Origin of the sequence: uncultured Maricaulis sp., from assembly GCF_963976135.1 — a bacterium.
Taxonomy (GTDB): Bacteria; Pseudomonadota; Alphaproteobacteria; order Caulobacterales; family Maricaulaceae; genus Maricaulis.
Genome location: NZ_CAXBKN010000053.1, coordinates 1 through 21369, shown reverse-complemented (window position 1 = coordinate 21369; position 21369 = coordinate 1). Strand labels below are relative to the sequence as shown.

16 protein-coding genes are annotated in these 21369 nt (G+C 62.7%); 4 read left to right on the top strand and 12 right to left on the bottom strand.

What is annotated here, in order from left to right; all coding sequences use genetic code 11:
• Nucleotides 1-324: 324 nt before the first annotated feature.
• Nucleotides 325-1830, bottom strand: coding sequence for a UbiD family decarboxylase (locus tag AAC023_RS08730; RefSeq protein WP_339740227.1), 1506 nt, complete (start codon nucleotides 1828-1830; stop codon nucleotides 325-327).
• A gap of 262 nt (nucleotides 1831-2092) precedes the next feature.
• Between AAC023_RS08730 and AAC023_RS08725 the strand changes: the two genes are divergently transcribed.
• Nucleotides 2093-2536, top strand: coding sequence for a BLUF domain-containing protein (locus AAC023_RS08725; protein ID WP_339740225.1), 444 nt, complete (start codon nucleotides 2093-2095; stop codon nucleotides 2534-2536).
• Here the strand turns inward: AAC023_RS08725 and AAC023_RS08720 are convergent.
• From AAC023_RS08720 to ubiA, 7 genes are all read right to left on the bottom strand, one after another.
• Nucleotides 2533-3909, bottom strand: coding sequence for a serine hydrolase (locus tag AAC023_RS08720; RefSeq protein ID WP_339740223.1), 1377 nt, complete (start codon nucleotides 3907-3909; stop codon nucleotides 2533-2535). The genes AAC023_RS08725 and AAC023_RS08720 overlap by 4 nt on opposite strands.
• Nucleotides 3910-3943: 34 nt before the next feature.
• On the bottom strand, nucleotides 3944-4714 hold the full coding sequence (locus AAC023_RS08715) for an enoyl-CoA hydratase-related protein (RefSeq protein ID WP_339740221.1): 771 nt from the start codon (nucleotides 4712-4714) through the stop codon (nucleotides 3944-3946).
• A 96-nt stretch (nucleotides 4715-4810) separates the two neighbouring features.
• A complete protein-coding gene (locus AAC023_RS08710) occupies nucleotides 4811-5242 on the bottom strand; it encodes a MarR family winged helix-turn-helix transcriptional regulator (protein WP_339740219.1) in 432 nt (143 codons plus the stop codon).
• A gap of 42 nt (nucleotides 5243-5284) precedes the next feature.
• Complete coding sequence (locus AAC023_RS08705) at nucleotides 5285-5935, bottom strand: 50S ribosomal protein L11 methyltransferase (RefSeq protein WP_339740217.1); 651 nt, start codon at nucleotides 5933-5935, stop codon at nucleotides 5285-5287.
• A 65-nt stretch (nucleotides 5936-6000) separates the two neighbouring features.
• Entirely contained in the window at nucleotides 6001-7419 is a 1419-nt protein-coding gene (locus AAC023_RS08700) for a pitrilysin family protein (protein ID WP_339740215.1), read from the bottom strand.
• Nucleotides 7420-7444: 25 nt separating this feature from the next.
• Nucleotides 7445-8881 carry a pitrilysin family protein gene (locus AAC023_RS08695; RefSeq protein ID WP_339740213.1) on the bottom strand — a complete coding sequence of 479 codons (1437 nt, stop codon included), beginning with the start codon at nucleotides 8879-8881 and terminating at the stop codon, nucleotides 7445-7447.
• A gap of 115 nt (nucleotides 8882-8996) precedes the next feature.
• On the bottom strand, nucleotides 8997-9923 hold the full coding sequence (gene ubiA, locus AAC023_RS08690) for a 4-hydroxybenzoate octaprenyltransferase (protein WP_339740211.1): 927 nt from the start codon (nucleotides 9921-9923) through the stop codon (nucleotides 8997-8999).
• A gap of 79 nt (nucleotides 9924-10002) precedes the next feature.
• On the opposite strand from ubiA, the gene AAC023_RS08685 reads away from it, so the two are divergent.
• The 3 genes from AAC023_RS08685 to AAC023_RS08675 all read left to right on the top strand — a co-directional run bounded on the left by AAC023_RS08685 (nucleotide 10003) and on the right by AAC023_RS08675 (nucleotide 14284).
• On the top strand, nucleotides 10003-10767 hold the full coding sequence (locus tag AAC023_RS08685) for a 16S rRNA (uracil(1498)-N(3))-methyltransferase (protein WP_339740209.1): 765 nt from the start codon (nucleotides 10003-10005) through the stop codon (nucleotides 10765-10767).
• A gap of 111 nt (nucleotides 10768-10878) precedes the next feature.
• Nucleotides 10879-12255 carry a glutamate--cysteine ligase gene (locus AAC023_RS08680; RefSeq protein ID WP_339740207.1) on the top strand — a complete coding sequence of 459 codons (1377 nt, stop codon included), beginning with the start codon at nucleotides 10879-10881 and terminating at the stop codon, nucleotides 12253-12255.
• Between the two features lie 133 nt (nucleotides 12256-12388).
• Entirely contained in the window at nucleotides 12389-14284 is a 1896-nt protein-coding gene (locus AAC023_RS08675; protein ID WP_339740205.1) for an oligopeptide:H+ symporter, read from the top strand.
• Nucleotides 14285-14364: 80 nt separating this feature from the next.
• Here the strand turns inward: AAC023_RS08675 and AAC023_RS08670 are convergent, their stop codons facing one another.
• The 4 genes from AAC023_RS08670 to AAC023_RS08655 all read right to left on the bottom strand — a co-directional run.
• Complete coding sequence (locus AAC023_RS08670; RefSeq protein WP_339740203.1) at nucleotides 14365-15339, bottom strand: retroviral-like aspartic protease family protein; 975 nt, start codon at nucleotides 15337-15339, stop codon at nucleotides 14365-14367.
• A gap of 223 nt (nucleotides 15340-15562) precedes the next feature.
• Nucleotides 15563-17668: a TonB-dependent receptor gene (locus AAC023_RS08665; protein ID WP_339740201.1), complete on the bottom strand. Its 2106-nt coding sequence runs from the start codon at nucleotides 17666-17668 to the stop codon at nucleotides 15563-15565.
• A 363-nt stretch (nucleotides 17669-18031) separates the two neighbouring features.
• Nucleotides 18032-20149 carry a TonB-dependent receptor gene (locus tag AAC023_RS08660; RefSeq protein ID WP_339740199.1) on the bottom strand — a complete coding sequence of 706 codons (2118 nt, stop codon included), beginning with the start codon at nucleotides 20147-20149 and terminating at the stop codon, nucleotides 18032-18034.
• Nucleotides 20150-20307: 158 nt separating this feature from the next.
• On the bottom strand, nucleotides 20308-21369 hold a 1062-nt coding region (locus tag AAC023_RS08655; RefSeq protein WP_339740197.1), incomplete at its 5' end, for a metallopeptidase TldD-related protein.

The window sequence follows — 21369 nt, the reverse complement described above, 5'->3', positions numbered from 1 at the left end:
AGGCTGGAACCCAGCTCGCAGGGCGGTGAGCGAGGCGGGTTTGCGCCCGTTTGATGTTTCGGTGGCACGTTATGAATCTGGGATCCAGCCTTCGCTGGAATGACGCGTGGAGAGGGGGGTTAAAGCCTTCGCCGTCCGGCCCTGCCATATCGCTTCCCCCGCTCGAATGAATGCAAACCCGCAAAACCCATCGTCATTCCAGCGCAGGCTGGAACCCAGCTCGCAGAGTGGTGAGCGAGGCGGGTTTGCGCCCGTTCGAGTTTCCGATGGCGCGTTATGATGCTGGGTTCCAGCCTTCGCTGGAATGACGCTTGGGGGGGGTAGTTAGAGCTTTAGCCCCAACTCCCCCCACATCGCATCCACCTTTGCCTTCGTCGCCTCATCCATATCCAGCTTCTCGCCCCATTCGCGCTGGGTCTCGTTGCCGATCTTGTTGGTCGCATCGAGCCCGATCTTGCTGCCCAGGCCGGAGACCGGCGAGGCGAAGTCGAGATAGTCGATCGGGGTGTTTTCGACGGTGACGATGTCGCGGGCCGGGTCCATGCGTGTGCTCACGGCCCACATCACGTCTTTCCAGTCGCGCGGATCGATATCCTCGTCCACGACGATGATCCATTTGGTGTACATGAACTGGCGCAGGAAGGACCAGGCGCCCATCATCACGCGCTTGGCATGGCCGGCATAGGCCTTCTTCATCGAGATCACGGCGATGCGGTAGGAACAGCCCTCGGGCGGCAGCCAGAAATCGAGGATTTCCGGATATTGCTGCTGCAATAGCGGGATGAAGACCTCGTTGAGGGCTTCGCCGAGCACGGAGGGCTCGTCCGGCGGGCGGCCGGTATAGGTGGAGAGATAGATCGGATCCTGGCGCATGGTGATGGCGCTGATCCTGAAGACCGGGAAATGCTCGACGGAATTATAATAGCCGGTGTGGTCGCCATAGGGGCCTTCCGGGCCATACTCGTCGAGCATGACATGGCCCTCGAGCACGATCTCGGCCTGGGCCGGGACTTTCAGTGGCACGGTCTTGCAGTCGACGAGCTCCACCTTCTGGCCGCGCAGGATTCCGGCGAACTGGTATTCCGACAGCGTGTCGGGGATCGGGGTGACGGCGGCGAGAATGGTGCCGGGATCGGCACCGAGCACGACGGCGCAGGGCAGGGGATCGGGCTTCTTGTCTTTCCAGCGCTGGAAATGCTGCGCCCCGCCGCGATGCTTGAGCCAGCGCATCAAGGTGCGGTCCTTGCCCAGCTTCTGCATGCGGTAAATGCCGAGATTATAGTCGTCAGACTTTGAATCGGACGGGCCCTTGGTGACGACCAGCGGCCAGGTGATCAGCGGTGCCGGCTCTCCCGGCCAGCAGGTCTGGATCGGCAGGCGGTCGAGATCGATCTCCTCGCCGGTGAGGACAATGTCCTGGCAGGGCGCGGATTTCACCGTTTTCGGCCGCATCGACATCACCGTCCTGGCCAGCGGCAAGAGCTCGATGGCGCCCTTGAAATCGCGCGGCGGCTCGGGCTGGCGCAGGAAGGCGAGCAATTCGCCGACCTCGCGTAGTTCGCCGGCCGTCGAGCGCGGCTGGCCGCCGAGCGTCACCGCCTGGGCGACGCGGCGCACGGTGCCGAACAGATTGACCAGGACCGGCATCTCGCTTTTGACGCCGTGCTCATTGACGACATTCTCGAACAGCAGCGCCGGTCCGCCCGCATGCAGGGTGCGTTTGTGGATCTCGGTGATTTCCAGATCGGTCGAGACCTGCGTCGTGATGCGGATGAGATCGCCATCGCGCTCAAGCTGGTCAATGAAGTCGCGCAGGGATTTATAGGCCATGTCAGGGTCTCGCTCGTACCGGCTGGTGAAACTGCAACTTCGCTGCAGAAAATGCCAGTGCGCGATGCGCCGCAGCCATGGGTTGGTTGCGCGGAAAAACTTCAATCGGATAAGGCATTTGCCGCCGGTCATCCCGCAGTGTTGCCTGAATTCGTTCAGTTTTTAGACTTGTTTGATTGAAATTTTCGCAAGCCGTGAGACGAAGCCTTCAAGCCTTGCCGCTATTCAGCTGCGAACGGAATTTCTACGGGTAGCGAACAAGATGTTGCACAGGGCAGTCATGGTCTCCAAGGCCCGGGTCGATCTCGGGGTCGGTGCGCTCAATGGCGAGTTGGGCAGTATTCTGGCGTGTTGCATGAAAGCGAGTACAGATCGCCATATGACGGGCGGTTTGGTCTGGGATAGTGGCTGGTTCATGGAAGTCCTGGAGGGGCGCCGTGATGCCCTGGAAGACTTCTGGCAACACATCATCAAGGATCCGCGCCATGCCGACCCGCAACGTCTGGAATTCGTGCCCTTGTTGAAGCGCAGCTATGACACCTGGTCGGTCGCCACACCGCGCCGCGGCCCGGCCAATCATTCCCTGCTTCGCAACCTCCGCAGCAATGTCCCGACCGCCGGTGAGGTGCGGACTCACGTCCGCACCATCATCGCCACAGGTCTGGTCGCGGAATCACCGCCGCTGGTCTGCGCCGCCGGAGCCTAGCCGGCCGGTGCGCTGGCGGAGGATTGCAGCGCCGCGACGACCTCGCGCGCCAGCCGGCCGGAGCGCGAACTGACACCGATCGTGGCGCCAAAGCGCACAATGACCAGCTCCTGCTCGGGCATGACATAGCCCCACTGACCCTGGAAACCGCTCATCATGATGCTTTCCGGCGGCAGGCCGGTTGCTTCGGTCGGCAGCCAGAAGCCCATCCCATAGCCACCGCCTGAATTCGGTGTCGGTTCGGCGACGATTGAATACCAGTCTTCCGGCAGGATGCGGCGACCATCGGCGGCGACACCATTGTCGAGATAGAGCTGGCACAGCCGGGCCCAGTCCTGGGCCGTGGCATACATGTAGGACGAGCCCTGGAAGACGCCATTCTCGCCCGGCTCCAGGATGGCGGAATAAATGTCGAGCGGTTCGAAAATGCGTGCCCGCAAGGCGGCGACCTGCTCGGGCAGGCTGTCGCCAAGCCGGCGCTGCAGTGCGTCGGAGGCCAGGATGGTGTTGCCGCTCATATATTGCCAGTGCTCGCCAGGCGCATGCAGACGTTCGCGCGTGGCGGCGAAATGCGGCATGTCCCATTGCGTAAAGAGCATCTGCGAATTGGGGTCCATGCCGTTATTGAGCTCGGCAATCGCCAGTCCGCCGGTCATGCGCAGCAGGGCCTCGATGGTGACCGCGTCGAGCCGTGGATCGCCGATGGCGGCCAGGGCCGGGATTTCGCCCTCGGCACGGATATCGAGCCCGTCGTCCTGGGCCAGGCTGCCGGCGAGTGTGGCGATAACGCTTTTGGTCATCGACCAGCCGTGGAAACGGGTCTCGGCGCTGGCGCCGGGCGCATAGTGTTCGGCCACGAGGCGGCCCTGATGCAGGATGGCGACACCGAGCGTATTGCGGCCGTCCGTCTGCGCCTCGTCAAAGGCGCTCGACATGGCGGCGTCCAGGGCTTCGGTGTCGAACCAGGCATCGCGGTGGGCGGTGTCGAGCGGCATGGCGATGAAGCCCCGGGTGACGGGCGCGGTCAGCTCGGGATCGAAGCCATGCCCGCCATGCACCAGCGTACAGCCGAGCCCGTCGCGCCAGACGGCGCGCTGGGTCCAGAACAGGCCGAGGAAGTTCGCGGTGACCTGGTGATTGTCGGCATCAATGTGATGGTTCAACAGGCTGCCGGCATCGCCGAGCAGCGGGTCGAGATAAAGCGATCGAGCCCGGTCCGGTTCCAGACCCGAGACCCAGGTCAGCGAACACATCTGCTTGGCGACAATCCCGGTCGCGGAGGGCAGATAGATCTGGCCGATCGGTGACAGGTTGAGTGCCACGACCGCCGCCGTCAGAACCGCGCCGCCGGCGCCAAGTATGATACGCAACATGTCTGCTCTCCCCCAAATCCCCGATACGTTCAGTCTAGCCGAATTTCGAGAAATCCGGCTTGCGGCGTTCCATGAAGGCGGTCGCCGCCTCGGTGAACTCTTCGGAGCGCAGCAATTCGGCGAACATGCCGCCCTCCATCGAGATGCGATCCCCGAGCGCCTCGGCCGGGCGCCGCATGAGGGCCTTGGCGGCGCGCAGCGATCCTGGTGCCTTGGCGGCGAGATTGGCGGCGCTGGCGCGGGCCAGGGCTTCGACATCATCGGCGACATCATTGATCAGCCCGTGGCGGGCCGCCTTGTCGGCATCCCAGGTCGAGCCGAGCAGCAGGAGGTCAGCGGCGATGACATGACCGAACATGCGCGGCATCACCTGGCTGGAACCGTATTCCGGCGCCAGGGCGAGATCGACGAAGGGGGTCTTGAAGCTGGCGCGCGGCGAGGCATAGACCAGATCGCAATGCATCAGCATGGTGACGCCGATACCGATGGCGAGCCCGTCAACAGCCGCGATAACCGGCTTCTGGACAGCCAGCAGGGCGCGCATGAAATGCTCGACCGGCGGGGTATCGCCGCCGCCGACATGCGGCGGGGCCTGCATGAAATCAACCAGGTCATTGCCGGCGGTAAAAATGCCACCGGCACCGGCGATGATGAAAACCCGGATCGCCGGATCGGCATCGCCGCTCTCGAGCGCTTCGGCGGCAGCGGTGTACATCGGCCGCGTCAGGGCGTTTTTCTTCTCGGGGCGGTTGAAACGTATCGTGCGGATGCCCTCGGCATCCTCGACCAGAACCAGCTCGCTCATCGCAGTCTCCCATTTGATTTTGGCGCAGACTAGAGCATTGCGCTGCGGCTTGGCCAACGCTTTTGCGCTTACCTATACGTCAATCAGGTCACGCAATCAGGCTTCTGTAGCGAGCCGGGTGAGGACGCGGTGCAACATGTCGCTATCGTCCTCGCCGAGCCGAGATTCCAGCTCGGTATTGAGGCCGCGCAGACTGGTCTCGGCGGCATCGCCCAGGGCGCGGCCCTTCTCGGTCAGCGAGACCACGGCGGAGCGGCCATCGGTTTTCGAGGCCGTCTTCCTGACCAGGCCGAGCGCTTCCATGCGGCTGACCAGACCCGTCACGGCAGGCGGGTTGAGCGATAGCGTGTCGCCGATCTCGCCCATGCGGCGTTCGCCGCGGCGGGTCAGCAGGAAGAGCACGGCCGCCTGGGCCGATGTGACGCCGGCCTCGGCCTTCAGGCGTGCATCGGCATCCCGGTTGAGACGCCGGGCGGCGATTTCGATCAAAAGGAAAAGCCGCCGGTCAACGGCGCGGATAACAGCCATGAAACGGAAACTGAATTGATTCTGGGCCGCAGGGGAGTGGCGTTACCGGAATTTCCAGACCTTGGCATAACGCAGTTCGCGGTCTTCAAGATCGCGGGTCAGCTCGACGCTATAGCCCGCCAGCAACTCCAGCCGCTCCCGGGGCAGGAAGGCGCGTCCAGGGTCACCGATCAGGACGAGGGCGCCGCGCTGCGCCAGCTCCTGCAACCAGGCGCCAATGCGCTGCGCCAGTGCGTCCTCGTAGAAAACATCGCCGGCGAGCACGATATCCCAGCCTTCATCCGTGCCGACCAGATCGCCGAGGCGGGTTTCCAGCACGGCGGAATTGGCGGCAGAATTGGCCTTGATCGCGGCGATGGCAAACGGGTCGAGCTCGCAGGCCAGAACGGACGCTGCCCCCGCCTTCGCCGCTGCAATGCCGGAGACGGCGCCGCCGGCGGCGAAGTCCAGCACGAGCTGACCGGCGAGGAGGTGCCGATTGTCGAGACAGTATCGCGCCAGCGCCTGGCCGCCCGCCCAGGCAAAGGCCCAGAAGGGCGGGGGCAGGCCCATCGCACCCAGCGCTTCCTCGCTCTGTTGCCAGATCGGGGCGGTCTCGATGGCCAGGTGTAGCTGTATTTCCGGCACCAGGGGCGGTGCCAGCAGGGCTGTGTGGGCACGAAGGAAGGCGACGGGGTCGAGGAGTTCGGTCATGAGCGCCGTATAATGCAAAACGGCCGGACGCAAAGGCCCGGCCGTCATCGCGCCGAAAACGGGTGTCAGTCTTCGGACGCCGTGATGAAATGTGCACTCTGCAATTCCGGCAGGGCGCGGACATCATCGGCGATCAGGGAGAGGTCGCCGACCAGTACCAGCACCATGCTGTCCAGCGGCAGGTATTCACGCGCCATCTGCGAAATATCCGCATCGCTGACGGCGAGGATATTGGGCACATAGGTGTCGAGATAATCCTGCGGCAGGCCCCAGAAGTCGCGATTGGCGAGCTGGCCGATCAGGCCGCCGGTCGAGGCATTTTGCAGGATGAAGACGCCGGCCAGCCAGGAGCGGATATTGTCGGCCTCGGTCTCGGCCGGGGTTTCATCCTGCAGCCGGCGGACCTCCATGAAGGTCTCGCTCAGGGCCGCCGCCGTGTCCGAGGCAGTGACATCGGCATTGAAGGTCCAGACCCCGCCGCCCATCATCCAGGTCGTGCCGGAGCCGGGCGAGTAGGTATAGCCCTTGTCCTCGCGCAGATTGCGGGTCAGGCGCGAGGTGAAGGACCCGCCGAGCAGTGCGTTCATCACCGTCATCGCCGGCGCGTCTGGATCATTGATGGCCATCACCGGGAAGCCGAACCGCAGCGTGGTTTGCGGCGCCCCCGGGCGGTCGATCAATTGCACAATCGGGCCGTGGCGCGCGAGTGCACCTTCCGCCGCGTCCGGCTCGCCGCGAGCCCAGTCGCCGAAGGCGTCGCGGATCGCCGCTTCCATTTCGGCATCGTCAAAGCGTCCGGCGACATAGATACGCGTGCGGCCGGCGCCGAAACTGGCGGCGTAGAAATCGCGGACATCGTCGAGCGTATAGCTGCGCAGCTGTTCCTCGGTCGGCATGTAGCGGCCATAGGGATGACTGTCGCCAAACAGGATGCGGTAATAGGCCTCGGTCGCGATCGAACCGGGCTGGGCCCGCTGGATATCGACATTGCGGATCAGATTCTGACGCACGCGGTCGAATTCGCTCTCGGCGAAGTCGGGCCGGCGCACCACATCGGCGAGCAGGGCGGTCGCGTCGGCGGCATATTGCGACAAGACATTGGTGCTGACCGCTGACGCATTCCAGCCAATGCCGACATTGATCGACCCGCCCATCGCGGCAATCGCCGTGGCGAGGGCTTCCTTGGACTGGCCGGCCGAGCCTTCTTCCATCATCGCGCCGGTGAGATCGGATATCCAGGTCTGGTCGCCATCATCGATATTGCCGACGCGCATCTGTACCGAGATGCGTGTGGTCGGCGCCAGGCCAAACGGAATGAAGGTGACCTCCAGCCCATTGTCGAGCGTGAAGCTTCGGGTCTCGGGCAGGTGGAAGGCGCGGGGTGTGCCGATCGGCGGTTGCTGATCGCCCTGGGCCAGTGCCGTTGCGGGCAGGAGGGCCAGGCTGGCGGCGGCAAGCGTCGCGCGAAGAAGTGTGTTGATCATGGTTTTCGCTCCCATCAAGGCCTGGTTATTCCGGACTGCCGGCATCGGAACCGGTCTCGTCCTGCGCGAGCCGGACTTCGAGCACGGTGCGATTGGTCGGGCGCAGATATTCCTCGGCGGTGGCGCGGATCAGTTCCGGCGTCACCTGTTCGAATCCCTGGGTGATGCGGTTGATCCGGTCGGGCTCATCATCAAACATGGCGAAGGAGGCGAGCAGGTCGACGAGGCCGAAGCGGGTGCCGGTGTCGACCGTGGCATAGAAGTCGGCGAGGATTTTCGTCCGTGCCCGCTCGAGATCGGCTTCGCTGACCAACCCGGTGCGAACGCCCTCAATCGTGGCATCGAGCGTGCTCATCACTTCGCTGACAGTGAATTCGCTGTCATGGATCAGCCCAACCGTCCAGAGCATCGGACCGTTATAATTGAAGGTGTTGCCGAGCAGATTGATGCCGCCGAAGACGCCCGATGCGAAGCCTTCCTGATTGACCAGTGAGGCGGTCAGAAGGCTGTCATCGCCCTGCAACAGCAATTGGTCGAGCATCGCCATGGCGTAGTATTCCGGCGTGCCGCGGGCGGGCATGTGATAGCCGACGGCGAGGGCGGGTTGATTGGCGAGATCATCCTCGATGAAGTCGAATTTCTCGGCCTCCTGGCGTGGTTCGCTGGTATCGATGTCCGGCAATGGCGCTCCGGCTTCGATCGGCGCGAACATTTCTTCGATCCAGGCGAGCGTCTCGCCCTTGTCGATATCGCCGGCGACGACCAGGACGGCGTTGTTCGGCGCGTAATACGTGTCGAAAAAGGCCTGGGCGTCTTCAAGGCTGGCGGCGTCGAGATCGCTCAGATCCCCGTAGAAATTATGGGCATTATGCCAGTTTTCATTGGCGACCATTGGCAGGTCGATCCAGATCCAGCCGCCATAGGGTTGGTTGATGACATTGACGAAGACCTCATTGCGCACGACCTCGCGCTGGCTGTCCAGCTGGCTCTCATCGAGATTGGGCGCGGCCATGCGGTCGGCCTCCGCCCAGAGGATCGCCTGTAGCGCGTTCGAGGGCACGACCTCGTAATAATTGGTGAAATCATAGCGGGTCGAACCATTATTCACCCCGCCCGAACCGTAAATCAGATTGTCGAAGGCGCCGTGGGGCAGATTGGCCGAGCCCTGGAACATCAGGTGTTCGAACAGGTGCGCGAAGCCGGTGCGGCCCTGCGGCTCATTGCGAAATCCGACGCCGTAATACACCCCGACCGTAGCGGTCGGCACAGTGTGATCTTCCGACAGGACAACGCGCAAACCATTGTCGAGCCGATAATAGCTGACATCGACCTGAAAACTCGTGTCATGGCTGATCGCGACCTGCCCGGGCGCGGATTCCGGTGCGGCGACCGGGTCTGCCGGTTGGCAGGCGGTGAGCAGAAGGGCGCCTGTTGCGACTGCCAGGCCTTGATAGAAAGTCATGTTTTCCCCACGGTTCAGCTGTAGTGGTGCATGCGGCATCAAAGCGTGTGGCGCCCGTGCGGTCAAATGGTCATGGGCAAGATTTAATCTTGTGCCTTGGCGGCGACGGCCTGGCTCAGAGCAGGGCAGCGAGCGCCAGGGTCGTCACCAGCAGCAGGCCGGCTGTCCGGTTGGATTTGAATATCGCCAGGCATTGGTCGCCATTTTCGATATCGAGCAGGCGGACCTGATTGAACAAGTGCGCCGTGTAGAGCGAATAGGGGATCACGACCCAGGGCGTTGCCGCGCTGAGCCAGATCGCGAGGCCGACGAGCACGGCGTTGAGTCCGTAGAAGCCGGCGACCCAGAGCTGTGAATTTTCGCCGAACAGGCGGGCAGTGGATTTGACCCCGACCAGGGCGTCATCCTCGACATCCTGTTGGGCATAAATGGTGTCATAGCCGAGCGTCCAGCACACCGCCGCGGCATAGAGGGCCAGCACGGCGAGATCGATCTGGCCGGTTGCGGCGATATAGGCGACGGGAATGCCCCAGTTGAAGGTCAGTCCGAGCCAGGCCTGCGGCCACCAGGTGATGCGCTTCATGAACGGGTAGGCCGCCACCAGCAGGAGGGCGCCGAGCCCGACCCCGATCGCCGGCAGCGGGAATTGTATGAGCACGAGAAGGCCGACGAGCGCCTGGGCGGCGACGAAGAGCCAGGCCTGTTTGAGCGTCACCGTCCCGGCGGGCAGCGGCCGGTTGGCGGTGCGGGCGATGCGGGCATCGAGATCGCGGTCGACGATGTCGTTATAGGTGCAGCCGGCACCGCGCATCGCCACTGCGCCAATCGCGAACAGCACCGCATACCAGAGATCGATCCAGCCCAGCCCCTGGCCGATCCGCGCCAGCATCAGGCCGTGCCAGCAAGGCAGGCCGAGCAGCCAGAAACCGATCGGACGGTCATAGCGCGCCAGGCGCAGATAGGGGCGCAGCGCCGCCGGCGCTGTATCTACCCAACTGCTTGGAAGGGAGTCTGCGACTCGCCGATCGAAATTCAATTGCATCCGCAAAGGTGTGACAAAGCCGGACGGCCAATTCAAGGCAGGCTTGACGGCAAGACGCAGTGCCGCCAAAGCCAAGGGCATGTCGACCGATCCACGCCTTTTCCTCGATTCGCCCTTTGCTGCGGCAACCCGTCTCGCCCTGAGCCGGGAGGACACGCATTATATTCTCAATGTGATGCGTCGCGGCGAGGGCGATAGGGTGCGTCTCTTCAATGGCCGCGACGGCGAATGGACGGCCCGGATCGCGGATGCCCATCGCAAGGGCGCCGTCCTAGAACTGGTCGCCCGGACCCGAGCGCAGGCCAGCGTGCCGGATCTGTGGCTGCTGTTCGCACCGGTCAAACGGCAGAAAACCGATCTGATTGTCGAAAAGGCAACCGAGCTGGGGGTGCGCGAAATCCATCCTGTCACCACGCGCCGCACCCAGGCGGACCGCAGCAAGCCGGAACGCTTCCACATCATTGCCAAGGAGGCCGCCGAACAGACCGAACGGCTCGACCTGCCGGAGATCGCCCCGATTGAACGGCTTGAGCGCGTGCTCGATGGCTGGGATCCGGCGCGTCGGCTCTATTATTGCGACGAGGCTGGCGATGATGACGGCGCGCCCTGGGGCGGGGATGCCGGCCGCGCCGGGCCGATGCTCGACGTGTTGAAGGCCGAACCGGCGGGCCCTGCGGCGCTGCTGGTCGGGCCGGAGGGCGGGTTTGCACCGGAAGAACGCACCCGTTTGCGTCAGCTCGATTTCGTCCGCGCCGTCTCGCTGGGGCCGCGCATTTTGCGTGCCGAGACAGCGGTTATCGCGGCGCTTGCCCTGTGGCAGGCAGCGCGCGGCGACTGGGCCTGAGCCTCACGTCCGCGTGAAACGCAGACCCTCGCCCTTGTTCTATGTCTCTCATCTCCATATTTGAGGCTTGGATTGTTTCACGCAGACTGTTTTGCGATTGGGGGCCTTGGGATGAGCGGCACGTATAATCAGGGCGGCGAAGGTGCTCCCATCGAACATGCTGACCAGCTGGCCGCCTATCTCGCCGCCGGCTGCAAGCCGCGCGACGCCTTTCGCATCGGCACCGAGCACGAAAAATTCGGCTTCGCCCTGGAGGATCACACGCCCATCCCTTACGCGGGTGAAGGTCCGAGCGTGAAGAAAATGCTCGAAGGCCTGATCCGCTTCGGCTGGGAACGCGTCGAGGAAGACGGCAAGCTGGTCGCGCTCAAGCGCGATTCCGCCTCGATCACGCTGGAACCGGGTGGCCAGTTCGAGCTGTCCGGCGCACCGCTGGAAACCGTGCATCAGACCTGCGCCGAAGTGAATCTGCATTTGTCCGAAGTGCGCGAAGTCGCCGACGAGATCGGCGCCGGCTTTCTCGGCCTCGGCTTCTCGCCGAAATGGTCGCTGGAAGAAACGCCGATGATGCCCAAGGCGCGCTACGGGCTGATGAAGGCCTATATGCCCAAGGTCGGCACGATGGGGCATCAGATGATGTTCCGCTCCTGCACCGTCCAGACCAATCTCGACTTCTCGAGCGAAGCCGACATGGTCAAGAAATTCCGGGTTTCGCTGGCGCTGCAGCCACTCGCGACGGCGCTGTTTGCCAATTCGCCCTTCAAGGACGGCCAGCTCAACGGCTATCTCTCCTATCGCGGCCATGTCTGGACCGACACCGACCGCAATCGCACCGGCATGCTGCCCTTCGTGTTTGATGAGGGGATGAGTTTTCAGCGCTATGTCGACTGGGTACTTGATGTGCCGATGTATTTCGTCAAGCGCGGCGGGAAATATCTCGACGCCACCGGCCAGAGCTTCCGCGATTTCCTCGATGGCCGCTTGCCGGCCCTGCCGGGTGAAAAGCCGGTGATCAGCGACTGGGAAGATCATATCGGCACCATGTTCCCGGAAGTGCGTCTGAAGACCTTCCTGGAAATGCGCGGCGCGGATAGTGGCCCCTGGAATACGCTCTGCGCCCTGCCGGCCTTCTGGGTCGGGCTCCTGTATGACGACACCGCGCTGGATGCGGCCTGGGATCTGGTCAAGGGCTGGAGCGCCGATCAGCGCGACGGCATGCGCTTGGCCGCCGCCGTTCACGGCATGCGCGCCGGCTATGATGGCGACCGTTCGATGCAGGATCTGGCCAAAGAAGTCCTGGCGATTTCCCGGGCCGGCCTCAATGCGCGGGCGCGCCTGAATAATTACGGCGAGAATGAAGCGCATTTCCTCGATGATCTCGACGAGATTGCCGCCTCCGGTGTGACCCGCGCGGATCAGTTGATCGAGCGCTTCAAGGGTGAGTGGAAGGGTTCGATCGAACCGGTCTTCACCGAGTGCGCCTATTAGGTTTTTGCCGGCTTCACGCCGATTTGTAATCTAGATGAATGACGCAAGCGGCAAGTGAGACTTGAGCCTTCCTCTTTCGCGTGGTCAATTGCGCGCCAGAAATGGGCCTGCATCAAGCGGGTAAGGGGAGATCATGGTTATTAATCTAGTCATTCTGGTCGGAATCATCGTGACCATCGCGACCGCGGTTCCGGTCTTTGTTCAGATGCGCAACCATCCGAAAGGATTGCATATTCTGTTCTTCGCCGAGATGTGGGAACGGTTCTCATATTACGGCATGCGCGGATTGCTGATCTTCTATCTTACCCAGCACTTCCTGTTCGATCGCGAGTTTTCGAGCAGCCAGTACGGCACCTATACCTCGCTGGTCTATCTGCTGCCCCTGATCGGCGGCTTCATCGCCGACAAATATCTCGGCAACCGAAAAGCCATCGCCTTCGGCGCGCTCCTTCTCGTTGCCGGTCACGGCACGATGGCGATTGAAGGCGAACCGGCGACCCAGATTCTGACCTATCAGGAAACGCAATATGAGTTCGTTTCCGAAGGCCAGATGGAAGGGCGCACCTCGCAGATCCTGGTCGATGGCGCGACGTATGATTACTCCGTCAATCTCGATGAGCGCACCTTCATCATCGAAGGTCTGCCGGCGACCGCCAGCATTCCGGCGTCGCTGCCAGATGGCTCCTATGAGTTCACGGTGGCCGAGCGCGATCGTGGCTATGTCAACATCTTCTACCTCGCACTTGCCCTGATCGTGATGGGCGTGGGCTTCCTGAAGGCCAATATCTCATCCATCGTTGGTCAGCTCTATGAGGAGCATGATCCGCGCCGGGATGGCGGCTTCACCCTGTATTATTACGGCATCAATCTGGGTTCATTCTGGGCCGCTATTCTGTGCGCCTGGCTGGCGAAAGAGTATGGCTGGGGATATGGCTTCGGCCTCGCCGGTATCGGCATGCTGCTCGGTTTCCTGGTGTTTACTGCCGGACGTGGCCTGTTCTTCCTGCCGGGCAAGAACCTGCTGGCCGATGTCGGTAATCCGCCCGAGCCTGAAACCCTGAAAACCAAGGTGTTCGGGCCGGTCAACAAGGAATGGCTCATTTACGGCGCAGGCCTGGTCGGTGTGATCGGCGTCTGGTTCCTGCTCCAGGCTCACGCCCTGACCGGCTGGATGTTGCTGGCGGGCTGGATCCTTTTCCTCGGATACATGACCTATTTCATCATTACCAAGGCGTCCTCCGTTGAGGGCCAGCGGTTGATGCTCGGTGTCATCCTGATTGTCATCTCCGTCGTGTTCTGGACCTTGTTCGAACAGGCCGGTTCCTCGATGAACCTGTTTGCCCAGGACAATACCAACCTGGCAGTGTCGGCCCAGCCGCTCTATAATCTGGGGCCATTCGTGATCGATATGGGCATATCGGCGGGTCAGGTTCAGTCCTTCAATGCGGGCTTCATCCTGATCTTCGCTCCGGTCTTCGCCGGTCTGTGGGCCTTCCTTGCCAAGCTGCAGCGCAATCCCAACACACCGTTGAAATTCGCTCTGGCGCTGGTTCAGGTCGGCCTCGGTTTCATTCTCCTCGTCTGGGGCGTGAATTTCGCGGACGATAATTATCGGGTTCCGCTGGTCTTCCTTGCGGGTGCCTATCTCCTGCACACGACCGGTGAACTCTGCCTGTCACCGGTTGGTCTGTCGGCCATCACCAAGCTGTCACCGCTCTCGGTGGTATCCTTCATGATGGCGGGCTGGTTCCTGTCCAGCTCGGCGGCCCAGTATGTCGGCGGCCTGGTTGCAGGGATGACGGCGACGGAAACCGTCGGCGGGCAAGTGCTCGATCCTGCCGCCGCGCTGGCGGGCTATGCGTCCGTCTTCCAGACGATCGGCATTGTGGCGATCGCGATCGGCATCATCGTCGGGCTGTTGAGCTTCGCGCTCAAACGCCTCGGCCATGGTCTGGCCGAAGACCAGGCGGTCATCGCAGGTGCCGTCGATGCGTCCGGACCGGAACAGGATGTTCATCCGACCAAGTAAGCCTTGCGACAGCATGGCGTGACGAAAGAAGGCCGCGGAGCAAATTGCTCCGCGGCCTTTCTTCTGCCCGGCACGGGATTCTAGCGCTGGTGGTCCGGCTCCGGTGCCCGGGCCTGTGCGCGTCCATTGCGGCAGACATCGCGCGCCTCCGCGGCGCTGATCTCGAAAATACCCGCTTCGCGGTCGACGGTGACGGTCGCGAATTGCAGCACATCCATGCCGACCACCATGGCCGGCATCCGGCCCCAGTCGAGCGCTTCGAAAATGTCGAGATCCGCCTGTAGCGCCACGACAGAATTCAGGCACAGCCCGCCCAGTTGAAGATTGCGCAAGACGACGGCCTCGGCCTCGGCCACGGTCGTGTCCGGCAGCCGTCCCTCAATCCCGTTGACACTATAGGTGACGCCACCGGCACGGTTATGGACCTGATTGAGCAGCTGTTCATTGACCAGGGTCCGGGCGCTGCCGGAATCGATCAGGACCCGCACGCCGCGCATGCCGCGCCTGAGATCGGCCTGACCCAGTAACAGGCTCTGCGGATTAACCCAGCCATCGGCATGTTCGGGCGCATCGCTGTCAAGGGTCAGCGTCGCGGCGGCAAAGTCGAGCATATAGCGCGTTGACGGCAGGGCGTCGGCGCCCAGCAGGCCCGCAACCGGATGCGGCTGGGAGCGATCGACGGGAATCACGACGCTGTTGAGCGACACCGGTGCCAGGTCGGCAAAGCGCAAATCCTCCAACACGAAGCGTTCCGCCGAAAACAGCGTCGTCAGCGACTGCACATCGCCATAATTCTCCCAGACCGAGTGGAAGCCGAGCGCCTCGGCCACGGGTTGGGCGATCGCCGTATTGCTCGCCCCGGTATCGAGCAGGAAAACATAGGGTCCGCTGGCGCCGATCTCGACCTCGGCAATGAGATGACCGCTTGGCGCTCGCTGGAAATTGATCGGTTCAGCGGCGCTGGCGGCCGAGAGCGCCAGTCCGGCAAGGCCGGCGAGCAGGGCTTGCCGGCCGCGACGGGCCGGACGGGCGGTGAGGGGATCATGCTGCGTCATCAAGCGACCTCTCTGACCGCGCGCCGGGCCGGGCGTTGGCCCGGTGGGGTTCCGGGCGCAGGCCGTCGTCATCGGCACAGACGTGCGGGCGCATTTCTTCGTCTGGAACGGCAAGGCTAGCCTTGAACCCTGCAACGCGCCACACGCAGCGCGCCCGCTCGCGAAGACGTGAACGTGCTGTGACCGGCGGGAGATGGCTCAGCCACCTCCCGCCGGTCCGGCCTCAGAAGGTCCCGCGAATTTGCAGATACCATGTGGCTCCATAGTTTTCGTTGCGGAATTCGGTGCCGGTGACCACGTTGCTGGCCCGCGAGCCGGCATAGAAGACACGCTGCCGGTCATCGCCATTACCAATGACCTCGTTGACGCCCAGACGGGTGGTGACGCCGCCCCAGCGTGTGGTCTCGATATAGAGGTCGAGATCGCCATCGGTATAGCCCGCAACACGGTATTCCTGCGCCCGGAAGACCTCGCTGTCGGAATACCAGTGATAATCCCAGCCCCAGGCGATTTGCGCTGCCGGGAAGGCCTGCCGGAAATCAAGCCCCAGCTCCCATTCGCGATAGCCGGAGAAATGGCGATCCTCCCCGGTCAGGGGGTCGTGAACATTGGTGTCATTCCATTGGGCCAGGACATCCAGCGTGGCGTTCGTCAGGCCGATGGCGTCGAGCGGCGTTGTCAGATTGCCGGTCACCCGCAGGATGGTGCCATCGCCGATATTGCCCGGAGCATCGAACACGCCACCCGGCGTCGTGACCGGGATCCAGCCATCGAGATCCTCGATCCAGTCATACCCGGCCTGCAGCGAGAAGGAGCCGTCATCGCCAAAGCGCCGTTCCCACTCGGCCTCGATTGTCCAGGTGCGCTGGGGCACATAGTTCGGATTGCCAAGCGTGGAATTATTGTCGGCGATATCAACCGAGCTGGCGAATTTCCCGAAATCCAGCTGATCGACATCGCGTTGTGCCGTGAAGCGCCACCGGTTGCGGTCGCTCTGGCGCCAGTTCAGCGTCACGCTCGGCTTGGGGTAGGCGAAGGAGCGCGACTGGTTGGCATCACCGGTCTGCACGATTTCGGAGAATTCATAGCGCAGGCCGCTTTCCAGGCTCAACGCCTCGCTGATCGTCCAGGTATGATTGACGAAAATCTCGCTGCGCGTCTCCTCGACGCGGGTATTGGCGACCGGCAGCGGGATGGGGGTGAGGGATGTGCCGTCATCCTCGAACAAGGCCAGATGGGTATCGCGTGCATTGACCGCGATCTCGCCGCCAATCTCGACCGTATTGCGCTCATTGGGAGTCCAGTTCAGCGTCTGGCGCAGGGCTGTTTCCTCGGAATCGCCGCCACCATTGACGATGATGGCGCCCAGAAAGCCGCTCGCAGGATCGTAGGTCTCATAGGCTTCGGGACCGTCATCCCAGGTATCCCGGCGCAAGTGCGCCATGGTCTGGCTCGACAGGGTGTCGTTGAATTCGAGCGAATAGGTCGCGGACGAGACGTAGAAATTGCCGTTGTTTTCTGTTGCATTCTGCTCGTAGCGCAGGGGTGTGACACCTGCTCCGGACGGTGCGCCGATGAAGGAGACCTGCTGGTTTGCCCACCGCCAGACCGTGCCCTCGACATCGAAGCGCAGGCTCGAGCGGTCATCGATCTGCCAGTTGAGCGAGAGGGATGGCGCGGCCTCGCGATAGGCCTGCTGGTCATTGTCGTGCTGGATTTCAGCCAGATTGCCCGCGGCGTCGAACCGGCTGCTGCGGCGGCGGGCCCGGTCGCCCGAACTGGTGGTGTAGAGGCCGACGGTCAGGTCGACCGGTCCGATGACCCGGGCCCAGGAGATGTTCGCCTGCGGGCCGACGCGACCGGATGCCGACACGTTCAGGGTCGCATCCCACGAGCCCGAGTTTCCGGCGCCTTCGACGAGAATGACGTTCACCAGGCGTGCATGTCCGCGCATATTGTAGTCCGGCAGGGCTTCGGAGATGAGCTCGATACGGTCGACATCACTGATCGGAATGCGTTGCAGCACGGTGCCGAGCGAGAGCGATTTATTGGATGGGCGTGCGCCATTGATCAGCACATTGCCAAAGCTGTCGCCGAGCCCCCGCCGGCCCGTGTCGCCGTTGGAGACAGAGAAGCCGGGCAGGCGCGTGACCATGTCCAGCGCCGTGACCGGTGAGAAGTGTTCGAAATAGCCCTTCGAAAATGTCGATATGCCATTGCGCGATTCGGTAATTTGCGCCGGGCTTTCCGGATCGCCGTTCTGAGCCTGACTGAAGCCCGGAAAGGCCAGGCTGGCCAGAATCGCCGCGCCTGCGACTGTTGATTTCAAATATCCTTGCATGTGTCCCCACAAGACTGACTGGCCCCGACCGCCCAAGAGCCGTCAAGATATTCAGTCTACAGGGTGCGCGCTATGTAATGATCGGTAATATTGAAGACGGGTTTTGGCAATGAAGATTATGCAGTATTGTGACTTATGTTTTAATTTTACAATCGACTTGTTTAAATTCGCTCGTGTTCTGGCCGATTTGGTTTCCAACCGCCGGGTCTTGCTTGTGTATATAAGCGCAGGGCAAGCCGCTTCTGCGGATGGCATGGATCAAAAGGTCAGTGACGCCCCGGCATGGTCGGCGCCGTCAGCGCGCTCCCTGCGGGCGCGCAGACGGCCTGGCCCGCATCGGCCGGTCTGCACTCAGAAGGTTCCGCGCACCCGCAAATACCAGATCGAGCCGGAGCTCTCAGTGCGATACTCGGTGCCGGTCACAAGGCCCGCCGCCCGGGACCCATCATAGAAGACCCGCTCCCGCCTATCGCCGGTATTGAGCACGGCATCGACGCCGAGGCGGGTGGTGACGCCGCCCCATCGGGTGGTCTCGATGTAGAGATCCAGATCGCCGTCGGTATTGTCATATAGACGAACCTCCTGGGCGCGATACACTTCGCCATCTGAGACCCAGTGATAATCCCAGCCCCAGGCGATTTGCTGCGCCGGGAAGGTCTGGCGGTAATCAAGGCCGAGTTCCCACTCGCGTGTACCGGAGAAGGCGCGATCCTGGCCGGTCAGCGGATCTTCGACATTGGTATTATACCATTCCCCGAAGACGTCGATCACGGCATTGGTCAGGCCGAAGCCATCGAGCGGTGTGGTCAGATTGGCGGTGACGCGCAGATTGGTGCCGTCGCCAATATTGCCCGGCGCATCGAACACGCCGGTCGGCGTCGTGATCGGCACCCAGCCATCAAGATCCTCGATCCAGTCATAGCCGATCTGGAGCGAGAAGGAGCCGTCATCCCCGAAGCGGCGTTCCCATTCGGCCTCCAGCGTCCAGGTGCGCTGGGGCACGTAATCGGGATTGCCGAGGGTGGCGTTATTGTCCGCGATATCGACGGAACTGGCGAATTTGCCGAAATCCAGCTGGTCGACATCGCGCTGCGCAGTCAGGCGCAACCGGTTCTGGTCGTCCTGGCGCCAGTTCAGCGTCACGCTCGGCTTGGGATAGGCGAAGGAACGTGACTGTTCGGAATCGCCGGTCTGGACGATTTCCGAGAATTCATAACGCAGGCCGCTCTCCACGCTGAGCCGGTCGCTGACCGTCCAGGTGTGGTTGGCGAATATCTCGCTGCGGGTCTCCTCGACGCGGGTATTGGCCACCGGCAGCACGATCGGCGTGATGGTCACGCCATCATCTTCGAACAGCGCCAGGCCGGTCTCACGGGCATTGACCGCGATTTCGGCGCCGAATTCGAAGGCGTGGCGGTCGTCCGGAGTCCAGGCCAGCGTTTGACGCAGGGCTGTTTCCTCGGTTTCGCCCTCGGCCTCGACGATGATGGCACCGACAAAGCCGGACGCGGGGTCATAGGTCTCATAGGTTTCCGGGCCGTCATCCCAGCGCCCGCGGTCGAGCAGCGCCATTGTCTGGATTGAGAGGGTCGGGCTGAGTTCGCGCGCATAGCTGATCGAGCCGAGATAGGAATTGCCGTGATTGGCCGTCTGGCTCTGCTCATAGCGAAGCGGCTCGAAGCCGGCGCCGGCCGGCGCGTCGATGAAGGAAACCTGGGTGCGATTCCAGTCCCATGTTTCGGCCTGGAGGTCGAAGCGAAGGCTGGAGTCACTGTCGATCTGCCAGTTGAGGGAGAAGCTCGGGACGATCTGGCGGTATTGGCGCTGATCATTGTCGCGCTGGAGTTCCAGCAAGGCCTCACCGGGATCGTGCAAGGCTCGGCGGCGGTGTATTCGGTTGCCCTCGGTGCCGATATCGAGGCCGAAGCTCAATTCCACCGGGCCTGCGACCGTCGCATAGGACACGATTCCGCGTGGCCCGAGCCGGCCAGACGGTGAGAGCAGCAGCCGGGCGTCAAACGAGCCGGAATTGCCGGCCCCCTCGACCAGGATGATATTCACCAGCCGCGAATGGCCGCGCATATTGTATTGCGGCAGGGCCTCCTGGATCAGTTCCAGCTGCGCGACATCGGCAATCGGGATGCGCTGCAGCACAGTGTCCAGCGACAGGGATTTGTTCGAGGGCCGGGTACCATTGATCAGCACATTGCCGAAACTGTCGCCCAGGCCGCGCCGGCTCGTATCGCCATTGGAGAGCGAAAAGCCGGGAATGCGTTGCACCATGTCCAGTGCCGTGACTGGTGAGAATGGGTCGAAATAAGCCTTGCTGAATACCGAAAGGCCGCTCTGACTGTCCACCCCGACGCTGTCACCCTGCAACGCTTCTGCTTCAGCGTCCGCCCATGCTGGAGCGTCGATGGCGGCGAAACAGGCCGTGCTCGCGATCGCTATTGTCAAAAAGTCCCGCATATGTCCCCACAAGATGCGCCTGCCCCAAACCATGATGCAGGAATAGCAATCGACTTTGCTGCCTACCATGTAATGATTGGTAAGGTGGCGCATATCGACGCGCCAGGCGGCTCGTCGAGCCTGCCGTCGCAAGGCGTCACAGCAACATTGCTTTTCAGTCAGGCAGCGCCGCCGACGGTCAGGCCGGCGATTTTCAGGCTCGGCTGGCCGACCCCGACCGGCACGCCCTGGCCACCCTTGCCGCACATGCCCACACCAGGGTCCATCGCGAAATCATCGCCGATCATGGTGATCTGGGTCAGCGCTGTCGGACCGTCGCCGATCAGGGTGGCGCCCTTGACCGGGGCCTCGATCTTGCCATTGCGGACCCGATAGGCCTCGGTGCACTGGAAGACGAATTTGCCCGACGTGATATCGACCTGGCCGCCGCCGAAATTGACGGCATAAATCCCGTCCGTGAGGCTGGCGACCATTTCCTCCGGCTTGTGCTGGCCGCCCAGCATATAGGTATTCGTCATTCGCGGCAGCGGCGGATAGGCATAGGATTGCCGGCGGCCATTGCCCGTCGGTTTCTGGCCCATCAGCCGCGCATTCATCCGGTCCTGCATATAGCCGACGAGAATACCGTCCTCGATCAGCACGGTGCGCTCGGTCGGCGTGCCCTCATCATCAATCGTCAGCGAGCCGCGGCGTTTTTCCATCGTGCCGTCATCGACAATGGTGACGCCGGCCGATGCGACACGCTCGCCCATGCGGCCGGCGAAGGCGGAGGATCCCTTGCGGTTGAAATCGCCTTCCAGCCCGTGACCGACCGCCTCGTGCAAGAGGACGGCAGGCCAGCCAGGGCCGAGCACGACATCCATCACGCCGGCGGGAATATCGATGGCGTCGAGATTGACGCGCGCAATCCGCATCGCCTCATTGGCCAGGCCTTTCCAGGCGTCCGGCGCGATCCACTGATCGAATTCAGCGCGCCCGCCAGCCCCGGCCGAGCCGGTTTCGCGGCGGCCATCGCGCTCGACCGTGACCGAGACATTGAGGCGGACGAGGGGGCGGATATCGGTTTTCATGTCGCCATCGGCGCGCAGCACCGAGATCGAGCGCAGGGAGCCGGCGATCGAGGCACTGACCTGGACGACAGCCGGATCCTTGGCGCGGCAATAGGCGTCGATTTCCTGCAGCAGGGCGGATTTGACCTCGAAGGCCGGATTGGCGACCGG

Coding starts and splice junctions, on each gene's coding strand:
- AAC023_RS08730 (WP_339740227.1), bottom strand. CDS start 1,830: ATGGCCTATAAATCCCTGCGCGACTTCATTGACCAGCTTGAGCGCGAT.
- AAC023_RS08725 (WP_339740225.1), top strand. CDS start 2,093: ATGTTGCACAGGGCAGTCATGGTCTCCAAGGCCCGGGTCGATCTCGGG.
- AAC023_RS08720 (WP_339740223.1), bottom strand. CDS start 3,909: ATGTTGCGTATCATACTTGGCGCCGGCGGCGCGGTTCTGACGGCGGCG.
- AAC023_RS08715 (WP_339740221.1), bottom strand. CDS start 4,714: ATGAGCGAGCTGGTTCTGGTCGAGGATGCCGAGGGCATCCGCACGATA.
- AAC023_RS08710 (WP_339740219.1), bottom strand. CDS start 5,242: ATGGCTGTTATCCGCGCCGTTGACCGGCGGCTTTTCCTTTTGATCGAA.
- AAC023_RS08705 (WP_339740217.1), bottom strand. CDS start 5,935: ATGACCGAACTCCTCGACCCCGTCGCCTTCCTTCGTGCCCACACAGCC.
- AAC023_RS08700 (WP_339740215.1), bottom strand. CDS start 7,419: ATGATCAACACACTTCTTCGCGCGACGCTTGCCGCCGCCAGCCTGGCC.
- AAC023_RS08695 (WP_339740213.1), bottom strand. CDS start 8,881: ATGACTTTCTATCAAGGCCTGGCAGTCGCAACAGGCGCCCTTCTGCTC.
- ubiA (WP_339740211.1), bottom strand. CDS start 9,923: ATGCAATTGAATTTCGATCGGCGAGTCGCAGACTCCCTTCCAAGCAGT.
- AAC023_RS08685 (WP_339740209.1), top strand. CDS start 10,003: ATGTCGACCGATCCACGCCTTTTCCTCGATTCGCCCTTTGCTGCGGCA.
- AAC023_RS08680 (WP_339740207.1), top strand. CDS start 10,879: ATGAGCGGCACGTATAATCAGGGCGGCGAAGGTGCTCCCATCGAACAT.
- AAC023_RS08675 (WP_339740205.1), top strand. CDS start 12,389: ATGGTTATTAATCTAGTCATTCTGGTCGGAATCATCGTGACCATCGCG.
- AAC023_RS08670 (WP_339740203.1), bottom strand. CDS start 15,339: ATGACGCAGCATGATCCCCTCACCGCCCGTCCGGCCCGTCGCGGCCGG.
- AAC023_RS08660 (WP_339740199.1), bottom strand. CDS start 20,149: ATGCGGGACTTTTTGACAATAGCGATCGCGAGCACGGCCTGTTTCGCC.